Source organism: Celerinatantimonas yamalensis (assembly GCF_046054155.1).
GTDB classification, from domain to species: domain Bacteria; phylum Pseudomonadota; class Gammaproteobacteria; order Enterobacterales; family Celerinatantimonadaceae; genus Celerinatantimonas; species Celerinatantimonas yamalensis.
This window is the reverse complement of record NZ_JBEQCT010000002.1, coordinates 270,422-289,978: the sequence shown is the minus strand read 5'-3', so window position 1 is coordinate 289,978 and position 19,557 is coordinate 270,422. Positions and strand designations below refer to the sequence as shown.

19 protein-coding genes are annotated in these 19,557 nt (G+C 45.0%); 7 read left to right on the top strand and 12 right to left on the bottom strand.

Features of this window, described 5'->3' with window-relative positions; genetic code table 11:
• Positions 1-17 precede the first annotated feature (17 nt).
• From ABUE30_RS05865 to ABUE30_RS05835, 7 genes are all read right to left on the bottom strand, one after another.
• The gene (locus ABUE30_RS05865; RefSeq protein ID WP_408622780.1) at positions 18-740 is read right to left on the bottom strand and encodes a DUF1365 domain-containing protein; all 723 of its coding nucleotides are present in this window, start codon (positions 738-740) and stop codon (positions 18-20) included.
• Positions 737-1,993 carry an NAD(P)/FAD-dependent oxidoreductase gene (locus tag ABUE30_RS05860; RefSeq protein WP_408622779.1) on the bottom strand — a complete coding sequence of 419 codons (1,257 nt, stop codon included), beginning with the start codon at positions 1,991-1,993 and terminating at the stop codon, positions 737-739. The genes ABUE30_RS05865 and ABUE30_RS05860 overlap by 4 nt, the downstream gene beginning before the upstream one ends.
• On the bottom strand, positions 1,993-2,712 hold the full coding sequence (locus ABUE30_RS05855; RefSeq protein ID WP_408622778.1) for an SDR family NAD(P)-dependent oxidoreductase: 720 nt from the start codon (positions 2,710-2,712) through the stop codon (positions 1,993-1,995). Before ABUE30_RS05855 ends, ABUE30_RS05860 begins: the two co-directional genes overlap by 1 nt.
• Positions 2,709-3,137 (bottom strand): nuclear transport factor 2 family protein, encoded by a 429-nt coding sequence (locus tag ABUE30_RS05850; protein WP_408622777.1) that lies wholly within the window; start codon positions 3,135-3,137, stop codon positions 2,709-2,711. Before ABUE30_RS05850 ends, ABUE30_RS05855 begins: the two co-directional genes overlap by 4 nt.
• Positions 3,138-3,425: 288 nt before the next feature.
• Complete coding sequence (locus ABUE30_RS05845) at positions 3,426-4,277, bottom strand: 23S rRNA (adenine(2030)-N(6))-methyltransferase RlmJ (protein ID WP_408622776.1); 852 nt, start codon at positions 4,275-4,277, stop codon at positions 3,426-3,428.
• Positions 4,278-4,295: 18 nt separating this feature from the next.
• Entirely contained in the window at positions 4,296-5,126 is an 831-nt protein-coding gene (locus ABUE30_RS05840; RefSeq protein WP_408622775.1) for a CvfB family protein, read from the bottom strand.
• Positions 5,127-5,272: 146 nt separating this feature from the next.
• Positions 5,273-6,478, bottom strand: coding sequence for a uracil-xanthine permease family protein (locus tag ABUE30_RS05835; RefSeq protein ID WP_408622774.1), 1,206 nt, complete (start codon positions 6,476-6,478; stop codon positions 5,273-5,275).
• A 231-nt stretch (positions 6,479-6,709) separates the two neighbouring features.
• On the opposite strand from ABUE30_RS05835, the gene ABUE30_RS05830 reads away from it, so the two are divergent.
• Both ABUE30_RS05830 and udp read left to right on the top strand, forming a co-directional pair.
• Positions 6,710-7,057 (top strand): DUF2956 domain-containing protein, encoded by a 348-nt coding sequence (locus tag ABUE30_RS05830; protein ID WP_408622773.1) that lies wholly within the window; start codon positions 6,710-6,712, stop codon positions 7,055-7,057.
• Positions 7,058-7,220: 163 nt separating this feature from the next.
• Entirely contained in the window at positions 7,221-7,988 is a 768-nt protein-coding gene (gene udp / locus ABUE30_RS05825; RefSeq protein ID WP_408622772.1) for a uridine phosphorylase, read from the top strand.
• On the opposite strand, the gene ABUE30_RS05820 is transcribed toward udp, so the two are convergent.
• Positions 7,974-8,885, bottom strand: coding sequence for a LysR family transcriptional regulator (locus ABUE30_RS05820; RefSeq protein ID WP_408622771.1), 912 nt, complete (start codon positions 8,883-8,885; stop codon positions 7,974-7,976). The genes udp and ABUE30_RS05820 overlap by 15 nt on opposite strands.
• Before the next feature lie 156 nt (positions 8,886-9,041).
• Between ABUE30_RS05820 and ABUE30_RS05815 the strand changes: the two genes are divergently transcribed.
• Positions 9,042-10,241: an MFS transporter gene (locus tag ABUE30_RS05815; protein ID WP_408622770.1), complete on the top strand. Its 1,200-nt coding sequence runs from the start codon at positions 9,042-9,044 to the stop codon at positions 10,239-10,241.
• Positions 10,242-10,563: 322 nt separating this feature from the next.
• Here ABUE30_RS05815 and ABUE30_RS05810 read toward each other — a convergent pair whose 3' ends face one another.
• Complete coding sequence (locus ABUE30_RS05810; RefSeq protein WP_408622769.1) at positions 10,564-11,229, bottom strand: glutathione S-transferase family protein; 666 nt, start codon at positions 11,227-11,229, stop codon at positions 10,564-10,566.
• 192 nt (positions 11,230-11,421) lie between these two features.
• Here ABUE30_RS05810 and ABUE30_RS05805 point away from each other — a divergent pair, with 192 nt between their 5' ends.
• Positions 11,422-12,780 carry a DEAD/DEAH box helicase gene (locus tag ABUE30_RS05805; RefSeq protein ID WP_408622768.1) on the top strand — a complete coding sequence of 453 codons (1,359 nt, stop codon included), beginning with the start codon at positions 11,422-11,424 and terminating at the stop codon, positions 12,778-12,780.
• Positions 12,781-12,843: 63 nt separating this feature from the next.
• On the opposite strand, the gene ABUE30_RS05800 is transcribed toward ABUE30_RS05805, so the two are convergent.
• Entirely contained in the window at positions 12,844-13,668 is an 825-nt protein-coding gene (locus ABUE30_RS05800) for an ion transporter (protein WP_408622767.1), read from the bottom strand.
• A gap of 71 nt (positions 13,669-13,739) precedes the next feature.
• Here ABUE30_RS05800 and ABUE30_RS05795 point away from each other — a divergent pair, with 71 nt between their 5' ends.
• Entirely contained in the window at positions 13,740-15,395 is a 1,656-nt protein-coding gene (locus ABUE30_RS05795) for a mechanosensitive ion channel family protein (RefSeq protein WP_408622766.1), read from the top strand.
• Here ABUE30_RS05795 and ABUE30_RS05790 read toward each other — a convergent pair.
• Both ABUE30_RS05790 and ABUE30_RS05785 read right to left on the bottom strand, forming a co-directional pair.
• Positions 15,377-16,345, bottom strand: a complete 969-nt coding sequence (locus ABUE30_RS05790) for a GGDEF domain-containing protein (RefSeq protein WP_408622765.1) — start codon at positions 16,343-16,345, stop codon at positions 15,377-15,379. The genes ABUE30_RS05795 and ABUE30_RS05790 overlap by 19 nt on opposite strands.
• 633 nt (positions 16,346-16,978) lie before the next feature.
• Positions 16,979-17,242, bottom strand: a complete 264-nt coding sequence (locus ABUE30_RS05785; protein ID WP_408622764.1) for a DUF5062 family protein — start codon at positions 17,240-17,242, stop codon at positions 16,979-16,981.
• A gap of 835 nt (positions 17,243-18,077) precedes the next feature.
• On the opposite strand from ABUE30_RS05785, the gene ABUE30_RS05780 reads away from it, so the two are divergent.
• Positions 18,078-19,070: a DUF2333 family protein gene (locus ABUE30_RS05780; protein ID WP_408622763.1), complete on the top strand. Its 993-nt coding sequence runs from the start codon at positions 18,078-18,080 to the stop codon at positions 19,068-19,070.
• Positions 19,063-19,554 carry an RNA methyltransferase gene (locus tag ABUE30_RS05775; protein WP_408622762.1) on the top strand — a complete coding sequence of 164 codons (492 nt, stop codon included), beginning with the start codon at positions 19,063-19,065 and terminating at the stop codon, positions 19,552-19,554. Before ABUE30_RS05780 ends, ABUE30_RS05775 begins: the two co-directional genes overlap by 8 nt.
• Positions 19,555-19,557: the final 3 nt, after the last annotated feature.

Here is a 19,557-nt window from a genome sequence, read left to right as displayed (position 1 = left end):
AAGTGATCACTTACCGATTAGTCGGATTTTTTGCTGTTGGGATGGCCATAAAATGGCACCTGTTTGAGCCATAGTCGTAATGCCTGATAATAGATCCGCATGATGACTAAAGCACTTTGAAAAGGGTGATGGCGCACAAATTGTCGCAATGATATGACGTTCAGTGGAATACGTTGTAGCGTCATTCCGGCACTAAACTCGCGAGTTTTACGATGACAGTCGATCTGAATACGAATTGTGTCGGCGAGTTCCACTTGCCAGTGATAATTCATGTCCATGGGGTTAAACGGGGAAACATGAAAGCGCTTGGCAACAGGCTCTAAACGAGTGAGATCCAAACAATAGTAGTGTTTCTCAAGCCATGGTGTATTACTGACTTCAACGAGCGCGTAGCGAAATTGTTGGGCATCACCAAAAAAGACAAAATTGATGGGGCTAAAATAGATGCCGAACCAGCGTAGCTGCGCCATTAAGACCACCTGCTGGGGCTGATAATCACTGATAAATTCGCCTAGTTTAGCCAGTGCTTTATCCTTAATTGGTCGGGCATCATTGCCTAGATAATCACGGTTATGTAAGCGTACTCGAGGCCAACGATGCTGATTTAACATCGCTTGGACTTGGACTGTTTCATCTAGATCTAGCCATAAATAGCTAATGGGATAACTAAATTGGTGGTGTTTAGGCACGATGCGTTGATGATACGTTGTGCCTTGGACAATAGCCGAGTTCAAACTCATAGTGTCTCTCCCCCCAGTGCGCTGGCGACATCATTGGCACTCCGTACGCCATCTTCATGAAAGCCGTTGTACCAATATGCACCGCAAAACCAACTACACTGGTGGCCATTAATCTCAGCGCGTCGGCCTTGGTTATGTGGCGTGTGTTGGTCAAATTGAGGATGTGCATACTCATATTGACCGAAAGTGTTGCTTGAATTGATGTGCTGAGTTGGGTTGAGCGTGACAATAAAAGGTTGTGGGCAGGTTAACCCCTGCAGGCGATTCATATAGTAACTTACGGTTGCTGGCAGAGTCTCGCGCTCAGACTGCGGTGCGAGTCGATAGTTCCAACTTGCATACAGGCGAGGATGGGTCGGTAAAATGGTTTTATCTTGATGCAGCCAAACCTGGTTCGACTGGTAGTGCATCGCGCCTAATATTTCTCGCTCAGCATGACTAGCCGTATCGCCTAAAATGGCTAATGCTTGGTCACTATGACATGCAAAAATCACTTGGTCACCTTGCCAGTGCCAGCCATCTGTACAACGAATTTTCACATCACTGTCACTGCGCTCGATAACACTGACTTCACTATTGAGACGAATGTTATTCTGACAGCTGGCTAGTAGCGGTTTTATATATTGGCGTGAACCACCTGGAACAACATACCACTGTGGCCGGTTAGTGACATCGAGTAGGCCATGATGGGCAAAGAAGCGAGTAAAAAAACGCATTGAAAACTGCCGAATATCCTTGAGTGATACCGACCAAATTGCCGCTCCCATAGGGAGTAAATAGTTTTGACAAAACAACAAACTAAAGCGGTTTTTATCTAAAAATTGCCCGACTTTGAGGTCAGCTTGCAAATCAATGGACTGTTTGGCTAAACGGTTAAAACGCAGGATCTCTGCGACAAAATGATAAAACCAAGGACGCAGCAAATTGCGGCGTTGGCCAAATAAGGTATTGAGCGTGTGGCCGTTATATTGCAAATCCATTTCAGGATTGATCACGCTAAAGCTCATCTCTGTGGGTTGGCGGTTCACCTGTAGACGCGCTAACAATTTACTAAATAGCGGGTAAGTGCGGTCATTAAAAACGATAAAACCAGTATCAATTTGATAGCGCTGCGTTTCGATCTCAATATCTTTGGTTGCAGTATGTCCACCTAATGCACTGTTTTTTTCCAACAACACAATATCATGATGTTTGCTCAGTAGGTGGGCACAGGTCATCCCTGATATCCCCGAGCCAACAATGGCTATTTTCACTAGTCTCCCCGTTTGGCCAACATTCGACAAATACTATTTTGCCAATGCATGGGTAAAATTGATAGAACTTTCAATAACCAATATAAAAGTTTTGGAAATGCGATTTGCTGCTGGTTTTTCTTCAGCCCTTTTTGAATTAACTTCGCGGCGCGTTGCACCGAGATCATCCCTGGCATCTTAAAGTCATTCGCTCGCGTCATAGGGGTATCGACAAAGCCGGGTTCAATGCAGTGGACACTAATTTGGCGGGGCGCAAGATCGGTTCGCAAGACATTCGCCAACTGCCAGATCCCCGCTTTACTGGCGCTATAGGCACCTGCTCGGGTAAAGGGTAAATAGCGCGCCAGACTGCCAACCATTGCTAGCTGGCTGGGGCTGTCTAATTTAAGCCAAAGCGCTTCGAGTTGATAACCAATGGCGGCAAGATTGGTATTGATTGTGTTGGCAAAGTCTTTGCCATTGAATTGATGGTATTGATGATACTGGCAGGTGCCGGCGGCCAATATAGCCAGTTGAATAGGGGGTAAATCAGCAAATAACTCACTGACCTGCGCCTGATCGGTGACATCCACTTGCAGCGTTTTGAGTCCCAGTTCATGCAGCGTCTTTAAGGCCTCTTGATTGCGGCCACAGGCATAAACGCGATGCCCTTGTTGATGGTAATCAAGGGCTAATTGGTAGCCAATACCTGATGTTGCCCCAGTAATGAGAATATTCATTGTCCAGCCCTCTTTTTGAGCCATCGAGAGACGCCCCCCACAAGAGGTAGGTGGTCGTGTAGCATGGCACTCACATCAAAATAATCGCGATGCCAAGTGATTGTTTGGTTGAAATGTAACCACGAGCAGCCAGCGAGTTCAATCGGTTGTCCACCCGCTAAGCGTGGATGGTTAAAGGTCATCGTCCAACTGAGCTGCGCCTGATGAGTATTGATACAACTGTCATGAAATGTAAATAGGCATTGGCGAGTATGTTTTAATAATTGCCTAAAATAAGCCTCTAAAGCGCTTTTGCCGTGGATTTGATGCAATGGGTCGCAAAACTCAACCTGCTTGTCATAGAGCGTCATCAGTTCACCAAGGTTATCTTGAGATAATCGTTGATAGTGGGTTTGCAATTGTTCTATTAGCATCGTTTCATTCATCATTAGCCCTTATCAGGACAATCATCAGCAAGTGGTTGAGCTGCTTGCGAGCGATTAAAATGTAAGTGTATGCCAAAACTTAAAATTTGCTGGTTTATTGAATTGTTATAGCGATCTTCTGTGACGAAAACAAGTCCATATATTGAATATATGAGGTCTATGTGGGAGCGGGTGACTTAGGCGATTTTATCGATGGTATTAGAATGGATGACTGATGGGGGTGTTGTTGATGGCGATGGCTTCACTGAGTGAGTGAAGCCGTTAAGCGAATCGCTTAGTACCGACAGTTTAGGCTTCGGGACTTAGTTGCTTAATGCGATAAGAGCCTTGATTGTTTTGCCCTAAAAGTTCGCTCAAATAAGGTAATACGCCCTCTAACTGCGATTTGAGCGTCCATGGCGGGTTGACCACGATCATCCCGCTTGCGGTCATGCCAAATTGGGCTGTATCGCGCTGCTGAGCTAGCTCAAATAATTGAACATTGGCAATACCTGTTGCTTTGATCGCCTGCTCTAACGCATTGATGCGCCAGCGCTCAACCACCGGATACCACAAGGCAATACAACCGGTGGCAAAGCGTTTATGTACTTGCTCGATTAAGGTGACAACTTTGTCGTAATCGGTTTTTACCTCATATGGGGGGTCAATAAGCACTAAACCCCGCCGACTAACCGGTGGAACATGGACCAACGTACCTTTAAAACCATCACTGTTGCCGATTTTAACACGGCGATCGCTCGCAAATAGTTCGCTGAGCATTAGGTGATCTTGCGGATGTAGCTCGTACAAAAATAGCTTGTCTTGTTCGCGTAAACATTGCGCAGCAATCCACGGTGAGCCTGGGTAGTGTTTTAGGCGTTGGGAATGCTCAGAATTAAACGAACGCACTAATTGACAGTAGTCTTGGAGTAGCGCGGGTTTATCCGTTTGCTCAAATAATTTGCCGATTCCCAATTGATATTCACCGGTTTTTTCGGCTTGCTTACTGGTCAGTTGATAGCCTCCTGCACCCGCATGGCTGTCGATATAGTGGACCGGTTTATTTTTCTGCGTCAGATAAATTAAAATCTGCTGCAAGGTGACATGCTTTAATACATCCGCATAGTTGCCGGCATGGAATGAATGGCGATAGCTTAGCATTCAGTAGTCCTTTCGTGATTAATCGGTGTAGCGCAAAATGCCAGTTGCGCTGATTTTAATGAGCTTTTGTCGATAAAGATGGCCGATTGCTTTTTTATACTGACCTTTGCTCACGCCAAAAACCGCTGCAATCAACTTGGGATCGCTTTTGTCGCTTAAGCCTAGGTAGCCACCGTCGTCATCGAGTTTGCGTAAAATGCGTTGCTGCAGTTCATCCAACTGATGATCGCCAATCGGTTGTTGGCGAAGGTCCAATCGTCCATCATCACGGTTTTTTAGAACATAAGCGTTGATGGTCTGGCCAACACGAACTCGCTGAAACAGTTCGTTATGATAGAGCATTCCTAAAAACTGATGATCGATAGCCACCTGATAGCCCAGTTCCGAACGGGCACTGATTAACCCTGTTACTATTTGGCCGCGTTGATAGTCTGAATGCGCGCATAAGTGCTCACTCAAACGGGGCGTTGCTGCTAAACGGCCTCGGTCATCAAGGTATAAAAAGACCGCATAAGATTGGCCGACATGCATCGGTTCATATTGTTCGTGGGTTGCGACAAACACATCTTTATCGATGCCTAGGTCTAAAAAAGCCCCAATCGGATGCACCGCGACCACTTGTAACCAAGCGACTTGCCCAATCTGAGCGTGAGGAATGTGGGTCGTCGCGACCAACTGCTCTTGACTATCAGGGTAGATAAAGGCCTCTAATGAATCGCCTGGGTTTAGTCCTTCAGGTAGTTGCTCGCTAGGCATCGGGATTTGACGTTCATCCTGCGATTGAAGGATTGCTTGGTTGGCATCAACACGAACTAATCGCAGTGGCTGAATGCGGCCAATTTGTAACATAGTATTTCTCCGAACATGAACGGCTGGCCCAGCCAGCCACTATCGACAATAAGAATACGTGAGTTTTATATAATTGTCGCATAGACAAATGAGGGCGTGCTTATGAGGCTTAGCGTGTAAGCCCCATAAGATCGCTTAATGGGCGCTTATTCTGCTTTAGGCTGCGGTAAAACAAGGTTTAAAATAATGGCCACTAAGCCACATAAACCTACTCCCTTGAGGGTAAAGTTGCCAAAGCCGATTGCCATGCCACCAATGCCAAAGACTAACGTGATAGAGACAATGACCATGTTGCGCGGAATCGACAGATCAACCTGTTTATGGATCAGTGTGTTCAAACCAATGGTTGCGATAGCCCCAAATAACAAACACATAATTCCGCCCATAACTGGAATCGGCACTGAAAGTAAAAATGCGCCAGTTTTGCCAACAAAAGCAAGGGCAATAGCAAAGATGGCTGACCAAGTCATAATGACCGGATTATAGGTTTTAAGCAGACTGACAGCGCCAGTGACTTCTCCATAACTAACCACGGGTGGCCCACCAAAACATGCAGCAACAATGGTACCTAAGCCATCACCAAGCAGCGAGCGGTGGATACCTGGATTTTTCACAAAATCTTTGCCGACGACGTTACTGATTGCCAAAATATCACCAAAATGCTCAATGGTGACAATCAGGCCAATCGGCGCAATAAAGACAATTGCTTGCCAGTTAAACTCTGGATGGGTAAAGGTCGGGATAGCCAGCCATGGCGCATTGATAACGGCGCTAAAATCCACCAAACCTAAGAACAAACTCAGTAAATAGCCGACAATGACACCACTGACGATGGGCATTAATCGGAGTAGCCCTTTACCAAAAATTGAAATCACAATCGTTGTGACAAGGGCCGCACTTGAGACGAGTAGTGCAGTGCCTGTGGGGATTAATTGCGAACCATCTCCGGCCTTGCCTAATGCCATATTCACTGCATTGGGCGCTAACGCTAGCCCGATCACCATAATCACTGGTCCAACGACAACCGGTGGCAGAAAGTGTTCAATTACGTTTATTCCGCGGATTTTCACTAAGGCGCTTATCAATATAAATACCACCCCTGCGGCGATTAATCCCGATAATGTGGCGGGTAAACCGAACTGTTTCGTGCCAAGAATAATAGGGGCAATAAAGGCGAAAGAGCTACCGAGGAAAATAGGAATTTGACGTTTTGTACAGACTTGAAAGATAAGTGTTCCGATCCCCGCGCCTAGTAACGCTAACCGCGGGTCGATCCCCGTAAGTAGTGGGACCAATGTGGTTGCCCCGAATGCAACAAGCAGCATTTGGGCTCCCAGTAGTACAGTCTTCATAAAATTTCAGTGCGATGAATTTGGCACATAATAGTGAAAAATGAGACAAACTTCTATTTTTTTATAGTTTGTCTATAGGTGATAACCTTTATGCCGCTGCTATCGATTCGCTTCTTGATGACATTTAGCTGCGTTAACAACACTTCTATGTTGGGTATTGGGGGTGGTCAGGCTACATACCTAATGAGTGGTTTGCGTTAAACTGTGCAAGTATTTGCCCAAGGAATTGTTATGACCAAAATGAAAGTGAGCCCGGAAGTCCAGCAGCAAGCTGATGCGCTGGCTAAAGCGAATCAGCGACCGGGGCAAACCAAAGCTCAAACTAAACTGATCGAAGAGGGGATCCGTAAAGGGATTGCCCAATATAAAAAGCAACAAAAAGCGCTCTCACGTGAGCGTGATAAAGCTCGTAAAGCTGCTAGCAAAACGCCTTATCCTACGGCTGATGAAACGATCGAAGACCATGCCCCATCGGCTTCATCGGTGGCATCCGGTCATCAGCATCTTCTTTGGGGACTACTGATCGCCTCTTGGGTTGGATTTATCATTTATGCGTGGTTTTTTCATTCACTTAGCTAACATGCATGGCGGTTATCAACTGATGACGAAAATATTCAGTCGATTTGGCCTCGAGTGCTATCAAATTGTGATAGAACGCTTATTCCAAGTTGGATTGGCGCGATAGGCTGTTAAGCAAGATGTGTTTTCCCATGAATTAACCTTTACAAAGGAGTCTCACGCAATGAGTCAAACAACGGTGTTTCATTTAGGGCTATCCAAAGCTGATTTGAGCGGGGCTGAACTGGCGATTATTCCGGGCGATCCTGCGCGGGTTGAGCGCATTGGTGCACTGCTTGATAAACCAACACTACTTGCGCAAACTCGCGAATTCACCTCGCTGCGAGGCTATTTGGGTGACACGCCGATTATCATCTGCTCCACCGGGATCGGTGGACCATCGACCTCGATTGCTGTTGAAGAGTTGGCACAACTTGGGATCCGCCAATTCTTACGCGTTGGCACCACAGGCGCCATTCAGCCCCATATCAATGTCGGCGATTTGATTGTGACAACCGCGTCAGTGCGCTTAGATGGGGCGAGTTCGCATTTTGCCCCGATGGAATATCCGGCAGTGGCTGACTTTTTTGCGACTCAAGCCTTGGTGCAAAGTGCCCAGCAGCAAGAGGGGACTACGCACGTAGGTATCACTGCTTCATCCGATACCTTCTATCCCGGCCAAGAACGTTATGATACCTACAGTGGTCGCGTGATTGCGCATCTGCGCGGTTCACTGCATGAGTGGCAATCACTCGGAGTGCTTAACTATGAGATGGAATCGGCGACATTACTGACTATGTGTGCGGCGAATGGATTACAAGCTGGGATGGTGGCTGGAGTGATCGTCAATCGTACCCAACAAGAAACGCCAGATGCGAAGTTGATGGCCCAAAGTGAGCAACGTGCGGTTAGTGCGGTGCTAGCGGCGGCAAAACGCTTACTGAGTAAGTAAGTCGCGCTCAGTGCTGGTGTATGGTGTACTGAGCTGCTCGATTAAAAATTGGCGAAAGGCTTGATTGGCGTGTGATAGATACCGCTCTGGGTGCCATGCAATGTGCAGATGAATATACTCAGCTGGGGCAAATGAGCGAATAATAATGCCATCATTGGTCTGTATCACCAGTTTTAGGAGCATGGCAATCGCTTCGCCTTGACTCACCACCGCTTTAATCAATGGAATTAAATTGGTGGTGATTACTTTGTTCGGCGCGCGCAGTGTGTGTTGCCCCATATGTTCAATAAAGCGCTGATGGAAGTAGCCACTGTGAAAGCCAATTTGTTGGTAATTTAAAAACTGCTCGGCGCTAATTGCAGCATTGTGTGTCAGTGGGTGACCCTGCGCCATGCAGCAGACCATCTCCTCTTTCAGTAATGGTTCACTGGCAAGTCCGGCCAACCCATCCTCTTTGACCACCACACCTAAATCAAGTGTACCTTGTTGCAACATCTGCCGAATTGAGACGGTTCCCGCATCAACAACTTCAATGCTTAGCCCTGGATAGCGCGCGCGAAATGCCATCAATAACGGCGGGAAAAAGTAAGAGCCCAACATTGCGGGAAGGCCAATGCGAACTTGGCCGCGTTGTAACTGTTCAATGCCTGCTACTGCGTTTTTAGCATCATCTGCTTGGGCGAGGATCTGACGGGCATTGCCCAAAAGTTGTTGACCACTTTCGGTTAAGCGAATGCCTCGTTCATGGCGAATCAATAATAGTGAACCTAATTCATCTTCTAGTTTTTTGATGCTCCGACTTAAAGCGGGTTGGGCAATATTTAGCTGGGATGCGGCAAGGGTCATCGTTCCTGCTTGGGCAATCGCCACAAAATAACGGAGTTGGCGCAGTTCCATATGATATAGCTAGGTTAGAGGGGTTGCTAGTTGCCATTATAGCTATGCTGAGTCGGTATGGGGGCAATAAAAATAAGATCTTTTATTTATGTCGCCAACGAGGCGTATTCTAGGGATCATGAGTTATGTCTCGATGTGAGGAGCATTAAGCTTCATATGTTAAAACATCAACACCGTTTAATTGGGTTGGTTTGCGCCGCATCTATTGTGGCGTTTGCTAATCTCTATCTGTTTCACCCGTTGCTGCCGGTGATCGCCGCTGACTATCACGTCAGTGAATTAACCAGTAACTTACTGATGGCTGTCGCAATGGCGGGGATGGGGGTTGGCCTAATTATATTTGCCGGCGTTGCTGACGCGCTTGGGCGACGGCAAATATTTTTATGGTCGATTTTAGGTGGTTCGCTGGTCACATTGCTGATCCCATTTATGGCGCACTTTAGCCTGATTGTGTTGGCCCGGTTTGTACAAGGCGTCTTCTTGGCTGGTTGTCCGGCCGTTGCGATTGCTTTTTTAACCGATGAACTGCCGGTAAAACGAGCCCCTGCTGCGATAGGCTTATTTGTTGCGGCCAATTCAATAGGGGGGTTGAGTGGGCGAATTATTTCAGCGTTACTCACCCAGCTAAGTGGTCAGTGGCAGGTCGCTTGTTGGGTACTCGGCGCATTAGGCGTGTTGGTGATGGTGTTGGCTATTGCATATTTGCCGCAGGCTTCAGGGTTTAAGGCTAAGCCTTTTTCACTGCCCCAAATGGGGCGTGATTTTGCTGCACACTTGGCGAATCGACAACTGTTTGCCATTTATCTCATTGCGGGAATAGCTTTTGGCGTTTTTGTGAACCAATTCAGTTTTCTGTTGTTTATGTTAGCGAACCCGCCCTATTCGATGCCAACTGCATTCAGTGGTTTGATCTTTTGTTGCTATCTTGCCGGGACAGTGGCTGCCGCCCGTTCTGGTCGTTTTAGCCTAAAATATGGTTTGGTGCGCGGAATACAAGTGGGTTTGTTGATGATGCTCGCCGGTTGTGGGTTGCTATTGAGCCATCATTTGGCGGTATTATTCGCGGGTCTATGCGTGTTGTCGGCTGGTTTTTTCTTTTGTCATTCTCAAGCTAGCAGTTTGGTCGGCAAACAGGTGACCCAAGCTAAAGCGAGCGCGCAGGCGCTTTACACGTTGTTTTATTATTTGGGTGCAAGTTTAGGTGCATTCTATCTTGAGCCGTTTTATCAATATGCTGCATGGCCGGGTGTGGTTGGCGCATTAGCCAGTGGCATTATCATCTGTTTATTAATTACCTTAAGGCTTGCCTATGATCGGGCCCTCGGTCAGTTGCAAGATGTTGTGATGCACCGCTAGCTGAATTGAAGTGTCGACGTCATGGCTTATTGCGAAAGAAAAGCCGCATCTCAATTGAGAGCGGCTGTCTACAAATAACAGACAATCATGGAGCAAGTGCTGTGTACTGCGGTAGATCGTGAACTACCTCAGTACGAGGGAGTTGTCGTAATGTCGAGCTCAATGAGCTGAGCGCTTAGCAGCGATCCAAGTGTGCCGCTTGAACCTTGTTGCTCTACGACCCTAAGCTGAAATTGAGTATATCAAGAATAAACAATAACACAAATGATAATTATTATCATTTGTTTGTAGTGAGCATGTAATGGTCAAATCGATGGCAATGCTACTGCTCGTTATACAACTGTTCGACGGATTCAATGACATCAACTTCTTGATAGGCGTCAGCTAACCAAGCTTGAATTGCTTCATGGCGCTGAATTTGTTGGCAATAAGTGATGAGATGCTCATCAACGGCCAGTTCATAAGTTTGAAGGCGCAATACCATCGGCGCAAACATGCAATCGGCAATTGAAAAAGAACCCAGCAACCAAGGGCCGCCACTGGCATCTAATGCTTGCTGCCATAATTGTTCGACTCGGACTATTTCTTCGGCAAGCGCTGCTGGCATATCAGGAATGGCGACGCGCGCCCGACAATTCATAGGAAGAGAGCGGCGGATCAGAGTAAATCCGGCGTGCATTTCGGCGCTCATTGAACGGCCTAATGCATTTAGATGAGCTCGGATTGGCCATGCTTGGCCATCAAGATAATAGGTGTTGATCCATTCACAAATCGCCAAAGAGTCCCAAACAGCGATATCGTTTGCCCAAAGGACGGGAATTTGACCACTTGGCGAGAGTTGCTGCATCTGTAGCATTGCATCATGATTGGCGAGATTAATGGATTGTTCACTGAAGGGAATCGCAAAGTGTTTGAGTAGTAACCAAGGACGCAGCGACCACGATGAATAATTTTTATTCCCAATAACTAAGCGCAAATTTGCGTCCATACAACCTCCGCAGCAGTGTCTGGCTCAGATTTAAGACATTTTGTCTAAATTTGAGTATAGTCTAATTTAACTATAATAGGGTAGTGAACCTTTATTCGCCAGAGATGATGATGCTTAAGCTAAGGGAATGGCTGTATTCTCGATACTAAACCGCTATAATTCAGCCTCAGTCACAGGTTAAGGTACACGATTTTGCAATTTAGCGAATTTGGTCTGGATAATCGGATCCTTCGAGCCATCGAACATCTTGGATTTACTGAAACAACAGAGATCCAACAAGAAGCGATCCCAACGGCAATGACCGGGCGGGATCTGATAGCGTCGTCAAAAACTGGCTCAGGCAAAACGTTAGCTTACCTGATCCCGCTAATGCAACGCTTACTGCGAGTAAAAGCGCTGAGTCGACGTGATCCGCGCGCCGTGGTGTTAACCCCAACTCGAGAATTGGCCAAGCAAGTTTATGCTCAGTTGCGATTGCTACTCAGTGTCAGTCAAGGGCGTGGGTTGTTACTCTGTGGGGGAGAAAATTTTAATGATCAGATTAAACAGCTGCGTCGTCAGCCGCAAGTGATTGTGGCAACGCCTGGGCGTTTAGCCGATCACTTATTACAGCGTAATCTGTATTTAGAAGGGTTGGAATTATTAGTCTTTGATGAAGCGGACCGCATGCTTGATTTAGGTTTTTCCGCGCAGCTGCGAATGATTGATAACGCCGCTAATCATCGCAAACGTCAGACTTTGATGTTTTCGGCAACATTAGATGACCTCCCCATCAATACGATTGCACAAGAGTTATTGCATGAACCAGAGCGTATTGCTATTGGGGAAGGATTTGTTCCTAACAGTGACATTGCCCAGCAGTTTTATTTAGCCGATCACCTCGATCATAAACAAGCACTACTCAAGGCATTGCTTGATAAACATCAGCAAGGGCAAGTGATTGTTTTTACAGCGACCCGCCAGGATACTACCCGCTTAGCTGAGCTAATCAGTCAGTGGGGATATAGCGCGCAGGCACTCAGTGGCGAGCTGGTACAAAGTAAACGTAATCAGATTATGGATGGCTTTGAGCGAGGCCATCAACAGGTGTTAGTGACCACTGATTTAGCCTCTCGAGGGTTAGATATTGCCAATGTTGGGTTAGTGGTTAACTTCGATTTGCCAAGGCATGCTGAGGAATATGTACATCGTATCGGGCGTACCGGGCGAGCAGGGCGTACGGGGTTAGCCTGTTCGTTAGTGGGACCTAAAGATTGGTCGCAGTATTTGCTGCTGCGCAGTTTTTTACATATACAGGTAGAGTTTGCGACGTTAGATGGTTTGGAAGGTAAATTTAAAGGGGTTGTACCTAAAATGAACCGTTTAAATCGCCAGACGAATCGCCCTCAGTCGCCAGCTAAGGCGAGTCCTGTTGCACGGCCAAAACGAGTGAATACGCAAAAACGTAGCCGCGTTTACCATGATGGTATTGATGTCGGTGATCAACCCTTGATGCGCCAATCGCGGGTTAAAAATACCGATATTGATAACGATAATGACGAGCAAGAATAATTAACGCGAGGCTATTGCTGGGAAAAATAAGACCCACGGTGATCGTCACTGCGTAGAACTGCATTAAAGCGTGTGACCACAATATTTGCAATAGATGGCATCTAAGTCGTGGTCTTGCGCACTACAGTTGGGACACGCTTGGGTGGAAACGTTGGATTGTCGTCGCTGCGCTTGTGAGAGTTCAACGGTGACAATTCCAGTCGGGACGGCAATGATGCCGTAACCTATCACCATGATCATTGAAGCGACAATTTTTCCTAAGGCGGTGACTGGCGCAATGTCGCCATAACCGACCGTGGTTAACGTGACAATGGCCCAGTAGACTGAAATAGGAATATTCGTAAAACCATTCTCTGGTCCTTCGATAAGATACATCACACTGCCTAAAATAACGACGAGCGCAAAGACTGCGAGTAAAAACACGCTGATTTTTCGACTACTCGCTTTGAGTGCTTGGCGAAGTGTTTGTGCTTCGTCTAAATAGTGGGCCAGTTTTAAAACACGGAAAATGCGCAGTAACCTTAGAATTCGAATATTTAAAAGATAGTGAGTTCCGGGGAAAAGAAAGCTAATAAAGGTTGGTAAAATAGCGAATAGATCGACCAAGCCAAAGAAACTGCGCATATACAACCAAGGGCGAAGCACACATAATAATCGCAGGATATATTCAATCGTAAATATTAGGGTAAATAGCCATTCCACCCCTTTTAGTAAACTGCCATACTCGGCATGAATTGAGATAACACTATCGAGCATAACGACGATGACACTGGTCACAATACAGATGATCAGTGTGACATCAAAACCTTTGCCTGCTGGTGTATCGGCTTCGTAGATGATTTCATGAAGACGCTGCCGCCAAGGTGATTGTGCGGGCTGACCTGCCATGTTTTTCTCCTTGCTAAGTCTTCGCAATGATAACAGTGATTGATCAATATAATAGAGGAGTAGGAGTGAATATGCGCAGAGTTATTCGACAGGGTTGGATAAGCCTATTGATATGGGCTATGTTTACCATCCCTGTTTATGCGCAGGTGCAATCCGAGCAGTTGATACTCAAAGAGAGCTTGCAAAAAGGGCAAGATGATCTCAATTCACTGGGACAAATTTGGCGCAAAAGTGAATCAGATATGAGTCGTAGTATGCTGCTGCAGCAAATAAGCTCCCGGGTCGATGAGTTAAATGCACTGGTGCTTAAAAATACTCGTTCTCAATCACAGCTTTCAATTGCAGCTAATGATGCGCTTGTCAAAAAAATGTTAACCGTGATTGAGCTGCAAAAAACGCAGGCTCCGCAGCGATTGCGCGATCTATTCCACAGTTATGAACAAGCTTCACTGGCTAATAAACCGCTCAGTTGGTTGACAGTTTCTTCGGCGATGCATTATCAAAGCAGCCTTTACAGCAAACAAAGTGAGTTGATAGAGAGACTGCGTGATGTTAGATCCAGAAAAGAGTATCGCGTACGTTTTCATAATGATCTACTACGCTATGTGAATGATTTAGCAAATTATTTAAATGCAAGTATTAAAAAACAAGATCAAATCAAGGATGAAATTGGTAGCTTAACCAAAGTGATGCACCAACAGATGAGTGATGAATTGACGCTTCAGCAGCGTGTGAGCAAAACACTCAGTGACAATATCAGTCAGTTGGTGCCCGTATTAAAAGTCAATGATATTGATGTCACGGTCTATAATCAGCTGATATTTTCAGCATCGGGCGAACTCAGCGATCTCGTTATCAACAGCGATGGATTTCTTTCATTTATAAGAACCTTCTTTTTTAGCGGCGATCAGTTTTTTGTTGTCAGTATTAAATCATTTTTACCCAAGGCCTTGATCTTTATTTTGATGATTGTGCTGTTCTATGGTATTTCACGGGTAATGAAACAATTGGTCAGCAAGATGGTGCGATCTAAACACTCACGGATGTCGACATTAGTGCAAGACTTTTTTATTGCAACTACTGGTAAGTCCGTTATTTTGCTCGGTATTCTTGCTGCGTTTTCTCAAATTGGTGTTGATTTAGCCCCAATTCTCGCAGGTCTTGGTGTGGCTGGTATTGTCATCGGTTTCGCATTGCAAGATACGCTTTCTAATTTCGCGTCAGGCATGATGATTTTGATCTATCGGCCCTTTGATGTGGGCGATTATGTTGATGCGGGGGGAGTTTCGGGGAAAGTCAGCTATATGAGTTTGGTTAACACGACAATTCGAACTTTTGATAATCAAAAAATTATGGTGCCCAATAATAAAATTTGGGGAAGTACTATCAATAATATTACCGCTGAGCGAGTTCGGCGTGTTGATATGGAATTCTCAATCAGCTATGACGATGATATTTTGCTCGCAGAAAAAGTACTGCGCTCGATTATTGATGAGCATCCGGATGTATTGCGCGAACCAGAGCCTGTGATTCGGCTGATGCGTCTAGGGGAATCATCTGTAGATTTTATTGTTCGTCCTTGGGTTCGAACCGAAGCTTATTGGGAGCTCTATTGGGATGTAACGCGTAGCGTGAAATTACGCTTTGATGAAGTCGGATTATCGATTCCCTTCCCACAGCGAGATGTTCATCTATATCAACATACCCATCATTCATTGAGTGAGTGACCTAATTTATAGCCATTTTTACCATTGTTTTTTACCTCGTACATTCGTGCATCGGCTCGTTCGAGTATGCTATCTAAGGTGTCTGAGGTGCGATATGTGGCTATTCCAATACTGATCCCAACTTGGATAGAATAGCCTGATATAGTGAGTTTATTGTTGGCAAAAGTATGAGTAATTCGCTCAGCCAAATGGGTGATCTCTTGTATATTGCTGAAGCGAGGGACAAATAGTACAAATTCATCGCCACCAATGCGATAGACTTTCTCATGTAGCCGCGTGAAGCAATTTAATTGATTGGCAAGGTCGCATAATAGTACGTCGCCGGCTCGATGGTTGATTTTATCATTGACCTCTTTAAAGCCATCTAAGTCGAGATAAAAAATCGCCATTGAAACCGATTGATGCTCATCTGGCCGATGCTGGTCAAAGTCCTCTTTCAGCGCTGCGCGATTGGGTAAACCTGTGAGCGGGTCGCGTTTAGCCATTTGCCGAAGCTTCTGCTGGCGGTATTTTTCACGCGTGACATCACGAAAGATACCCGCTATTACGGCCGGTTCATTATCTTGGTAGTGTGTAATGTGACCGCGGCATCGGAACCACCGCCAACGGCGATTTTTTGCAGTTAGATAGCGGAAAGTACATTCAAATACTGGGTTAACTTTTTCTATATGGAGGTTTAATTGAGCATAAAAAGAAGCGCGATCTGAGGGATGAATATTTGCTTGTAACGCCTGAAAATCTTCACTCGTTTGATAGCTAATAAACTGTGATGTAGTTTGCTCCCAAATAGAGTATAGGTAATGCAATTTTTGGGTGTGTAAATGGTACTCCCAGTACGTACTTCGACATCCCTCCAATACGGCTAAAAATCGACTGTTTTCTGAGGTTGGATGGACAATACCGAGTTTTTCATCGGTTTGAGACACGGTGGTTGAACTGATCCATTTCATCTTGTTTTAATAATCCTATTTTTTGTCCCATTTGCCTAACCATTTACTATTTATATCGGAGTGATGAAAGTATCCGAAAGAGCTGTTATAACCGCAAATAACGAGCCGATACTCATTCATCTCAAATAAGCCGTGATATAAAAAAGTTAAATAGTGGGCACTTGTCAATTTTATGTAGGGTTGATCGCTGGCAATGGCTTAATGTTTTCTATCTTTTGTTTTCACTCTCTTTTCTCGATTGTTATATCTAAACTGCCATAATAATAAGTCTACGCTATACGGTTAGGGTGAGTCATTTCCATGTTTACTGGGTTGTTAGCGCAATACCCTGTCGCTAGTATTGACTCATTCGCGAGTCGACACATATGTATCTTGCGATAAAACTAATCATTATTGTTACAGATAGCTAGCGAAGAACAGATCGAACAATAATAATGCAGTCATTAAAACAGATAGGAAGACAAATAGAAATAATCCATTTGAGTGATCTGATTAAATTCAGATCATACATTTGAATTAATTATATAAAAAACCAGCGCATTATAGCTAAAAAAATTGTTTATTTTAGTACAATATGCTGTTTTTTGAGTTTGTATGGGGGATCCGATATTTTTATAATTTGCTATATCGACATTAGTTTTGTAATAGAGGGTGATCATCTGGAAGTTGCTTGGCTAACCATAAGACGAGTTTGTGACGCATTTCTGGGCCAGTGAGTTTATCGTCTGCCAAAGGGGTGATCCGCTTATCGGTGATTAACAACCGATACAACGCTTCTACTTTATCTTTTTCAGATATATTGGCTGGAAATTGCCCATAACCTCGGGCTGTTGCATAGGCTTGACCAATGATCAGCGCTTTTTTCAATAATTGAGGCTCATGTGTAAATTTTTTCATCATATATCGCTTTTAAACTTAACCGTTGCCTCAACATACCTGAGCTTTGCTGTGATGAACAGTCGAATGCATCTTATATATTGAACATTACCTTACATTCAGCTAGTCAATGAGCATTAGTGAGCTTAATAAGGGCAAATGGACGTCAAAGGAGGGCTTAAAACGAAAGGCACGCCATTTTGAGAGATGCCCACGGAGAGGTGTTCATTTATATCTGCTTGGCGATATGATTGTTACCTCCGCGGCTTAAGGCATGACTTGCCGAGTGTAATATACGCGCTTAGCAAATCAGCGTATATTTGATTTATCAAATGATTAGAGCGTGAAGGGTCGTCTTTTGCATCTGTTCTAAGTTGAAATGCTCAAGATGTCTTGTCTTAGTTTTAGATTGATGTTTTGCAATATTAAGAAAAGATAAGCGCTATGCTTATTACACGAAGCTATGGTTGCTTATCTTTTGAGTTATTTATGATCATATTTTAATGTTAATGAATTGTGAATCCCAACCTAGATTACTTTTATAGGGGTTGATACACCGATGAGTGGTTGGGATCTATGGGCATTATTTCGCGATTCATGCGTTTAAAAAGTCGTAACAAACGACTTATTTTCTAGAAAAGTAGTGGGAATGATCTGCATTGCTCAATGGTTGCCCCGTTGTCCAGATATTCTATTGTAGGTGTGATGGAATAATCGGGGCTGATAAGGGAACTTTTTCATCATTGACTGCTTTCAATGGTAGACTTGGTTGTTCATCCTTAAATTACCATAGGGGTGAGCAGGGCGTCGAGAATACAGCAGACAAAACATCAGAGAATAGATAGAGAGGAATCGTATGATAGGATCTTGGTCAAGGCGTAGTAAAATGATTGCGGCTGCGCTGGCCGTTATTTTCTTGGTGTTTTATGGTATTAGCGTCTATTGGAGCCAAGAGCCAGATACGTTTGATGTCGAGAAATACTCTCAGCAAGTATCCAAACAGATTAATCAACCCATTGTTCCTGGATTTGTGACCACCACGACACTGATGCGTTTGGCGCAAACACTATTAGATAAGCCTGGTGGCTATTTAAGTAATGATATCATGCCTCCCTCAGTATTCATGGACAATATGCCATCTTGGGAACTTGGCGTCTTGACTCAAATTCGTGATATGACATTGATCATGCGTAAAGATCTGAGCCGCAGTCAAAGTCAGTCAGAAGAAGATATTGATTTAAAAATCGCCCAACCTAAGTTCTATATCGATCATCAAAGCTGGATGTTTCCAAGTGCTGAAAGTGAATATAGTAAAGGGATTGAGCTATTGGGCGACTACCGTCATCGATTATCGTTAAACAATGCCAATCAAGCGCATTTTTATGCTCGGGCTGATAATCTGGTTGATTGGCTCAAAGAGGTACAAAATCGTCTGGGCTCTATGTCACAGCAACTCAGTGCCAGTGTCGGGAGAGCGCAACTGAACACCTCGCTTAAAGACACCAACCCTGATGCGCCATCGGTTGATTCGAATATTCAAGATAAAACCAGTTGGATGCAATTGGATAATGTCTTTTATCGGGCACGCGGCTCGTCATGGGCCTTGTTAGAGCTGATGAGAGCGGTTGAAATTGACTTTCACGATGTGTTAGTGAAAAAGAATGCGGTGGTCAGTGTCCGTCAAATCATCCGCGAACTCGAAGCGACCCAACAGCCTGTATGGAGCCCTATGATACTGAATGGCAGTGGATTTGGCATTTTAGCTAACCATTCCTTAGTCATGGCAAATTATATTTCACGCTGTAATGCAGCTGTGATTGATCTAATTGAGTTACTAAATAATGGATAATAAAGGTGTGGTTGCCGCATCGTTTACGAGCATCGGCCTTGTCAACCCCAAGTCACCCGAAAATGTTGGTTCAATTTTAAGGGCCGCTGGGTGTTATGGGGCTTCGTCAATTTTTTATACGGGTACTCGTTACTATCGGGCTAGTCGGTATGTGACCGATACAAAAAAGATGCATCAACGGATCCCCACATTAGGTGTTGACGATCTGCGGCAGGTGTTGCCCAAAGGGGCTCGCCCGGTGGCCGTTGAGCTGTCTCGTCAAGCTAAACCGCTGATAAATTATCAGCATCCTGATAAGGCTTTTTATATCTTTGGTCCAGAGGACGGATCAATCGATCGTACCTTGCTCGACTGGTGTGAGGATGTGGTATATATCCCCACTCAAGGATGCATGAATTTAGCGGCGACAGTGAATGTGGTGCTTTATGACCGGTTATGTAAATCGTTATTAACGCAACCGGCGTTACTTTCACCCGTTTGTTAAGTG

Coding starts and splice junctions, on each gene's coding strand:
- ABUE30_RS05865 (WP_408622780.1), bottom strand. CDS start 740: ATGAGTTTGAACTCGGCTATTGTCCAAGGCACAACGTATCATCAACGC.
- ABUE30_RS05855 (WP_408622778.1), bottom strand. CDS start 2,712: ATGAATATTCTCATTACTGGGGCAACATCAGGTATTGGCTACCAATTA.
- ABUE30_RS05850 (WP_408622777.1), bottom strand. CDS start 3,137: ATGAATGAAACGATGCTAATAGAACAATTGCAAACCCACTATCAACGA.
- ABUE30_RS05845 (WP_408622776.1), bottom strand. CDS start 4,277: ATGCTAAGCTATCGCCATTCATTCCATGCCGGCAACTATGCGGATGTA.
- ABUE30_RS05840 (WP_408622775.1), bottom strand. CDS start 5,126: ATGTTACAAATTGGCCGCATTCAGCCACTGCGATTAGTTCGTGTTGAT.
- ABUE30_RS05835 (WP_408622774.1), bottom strand. CDS start 6,478: ATGAAGACTGTACTACTGGGAGCCCAAATGCTGCTTGTTGCATTCGGG.
- ABUE30_RS05830 (WP_408622773.1), top strand. CDS start 6,710: ATGACCAAAATGAAAGTGAGCCCGGAAGTCCAGCAGCAAGCTGATGCG.
- udp (WP_408622772.1), top strand. CDS start 7,221: ATGAGTCAAACAACGGTGTTTCATTTAGGGCTATCCAAAGCTGATTTG.
- ABUE30_RS05820 (WP_408622771.1), bottom strand. CDS start 8,885: ATGGAACTGCGCCAACTCCGTTATTTTGTGGCGATTGCCCAAGCAGGA.
- ABUE30_RS05815 (WP_408622770.1), top strand. CDS start 9,042: ATGTTAAAACATCAACACCGTTTAATTGGGTTGGTTTGCGCCGCATCT.
- ABUE30_RS05810 (WP_408622769.1), bottom strand. CDS start 11,229: ATGGACGCAAATTTGCGCTTAGTTATTGGGAATAAAAATTATTCATCG.
- ABUE30_RS05800 (WP_408622767.1), bottom strand. CDS start 13,668: ATGGCAGGTCAGCCCGCACAATCACCTTGGCGGCAGCGTCTTCATGAA.
- ABUE30_RS05795 (WP_408622766.1), top strand. CDS start 13,740: ATGCGCAGAGTTATTCGACAGGGTTGGATAAGCCTATTGATATGGGCT.
- ABUE30_RS05790 (WP_408622765.1), bottom strand. CDS start 16,345: ATGAAATGGATCAGTTCAACCACCGTGTCTCAAACCGATGAAAAACTC.
- ABUE30_RS05785 (WP_408622764.1), bottom strand. CDS start 17,242: ATGAAAAAATTTACACATGAGCCTCAATTATTGAAAAAAGCGCTGATC.
- ABUE30_RS05780 (WP_408622763.1), top strand. CDS start 18,078: ATGATAGGATCTTGGTCAAGGCGTAGTAAAATGATTGCGGCTGCGCTG.
- ABUE30_RS05775 (WP_408622762.1), top strand. CDS start 19,063: ATGGATAATAAAGGTGTGGTTGCCGCATCGTTTACGAGCATCGGCCTT.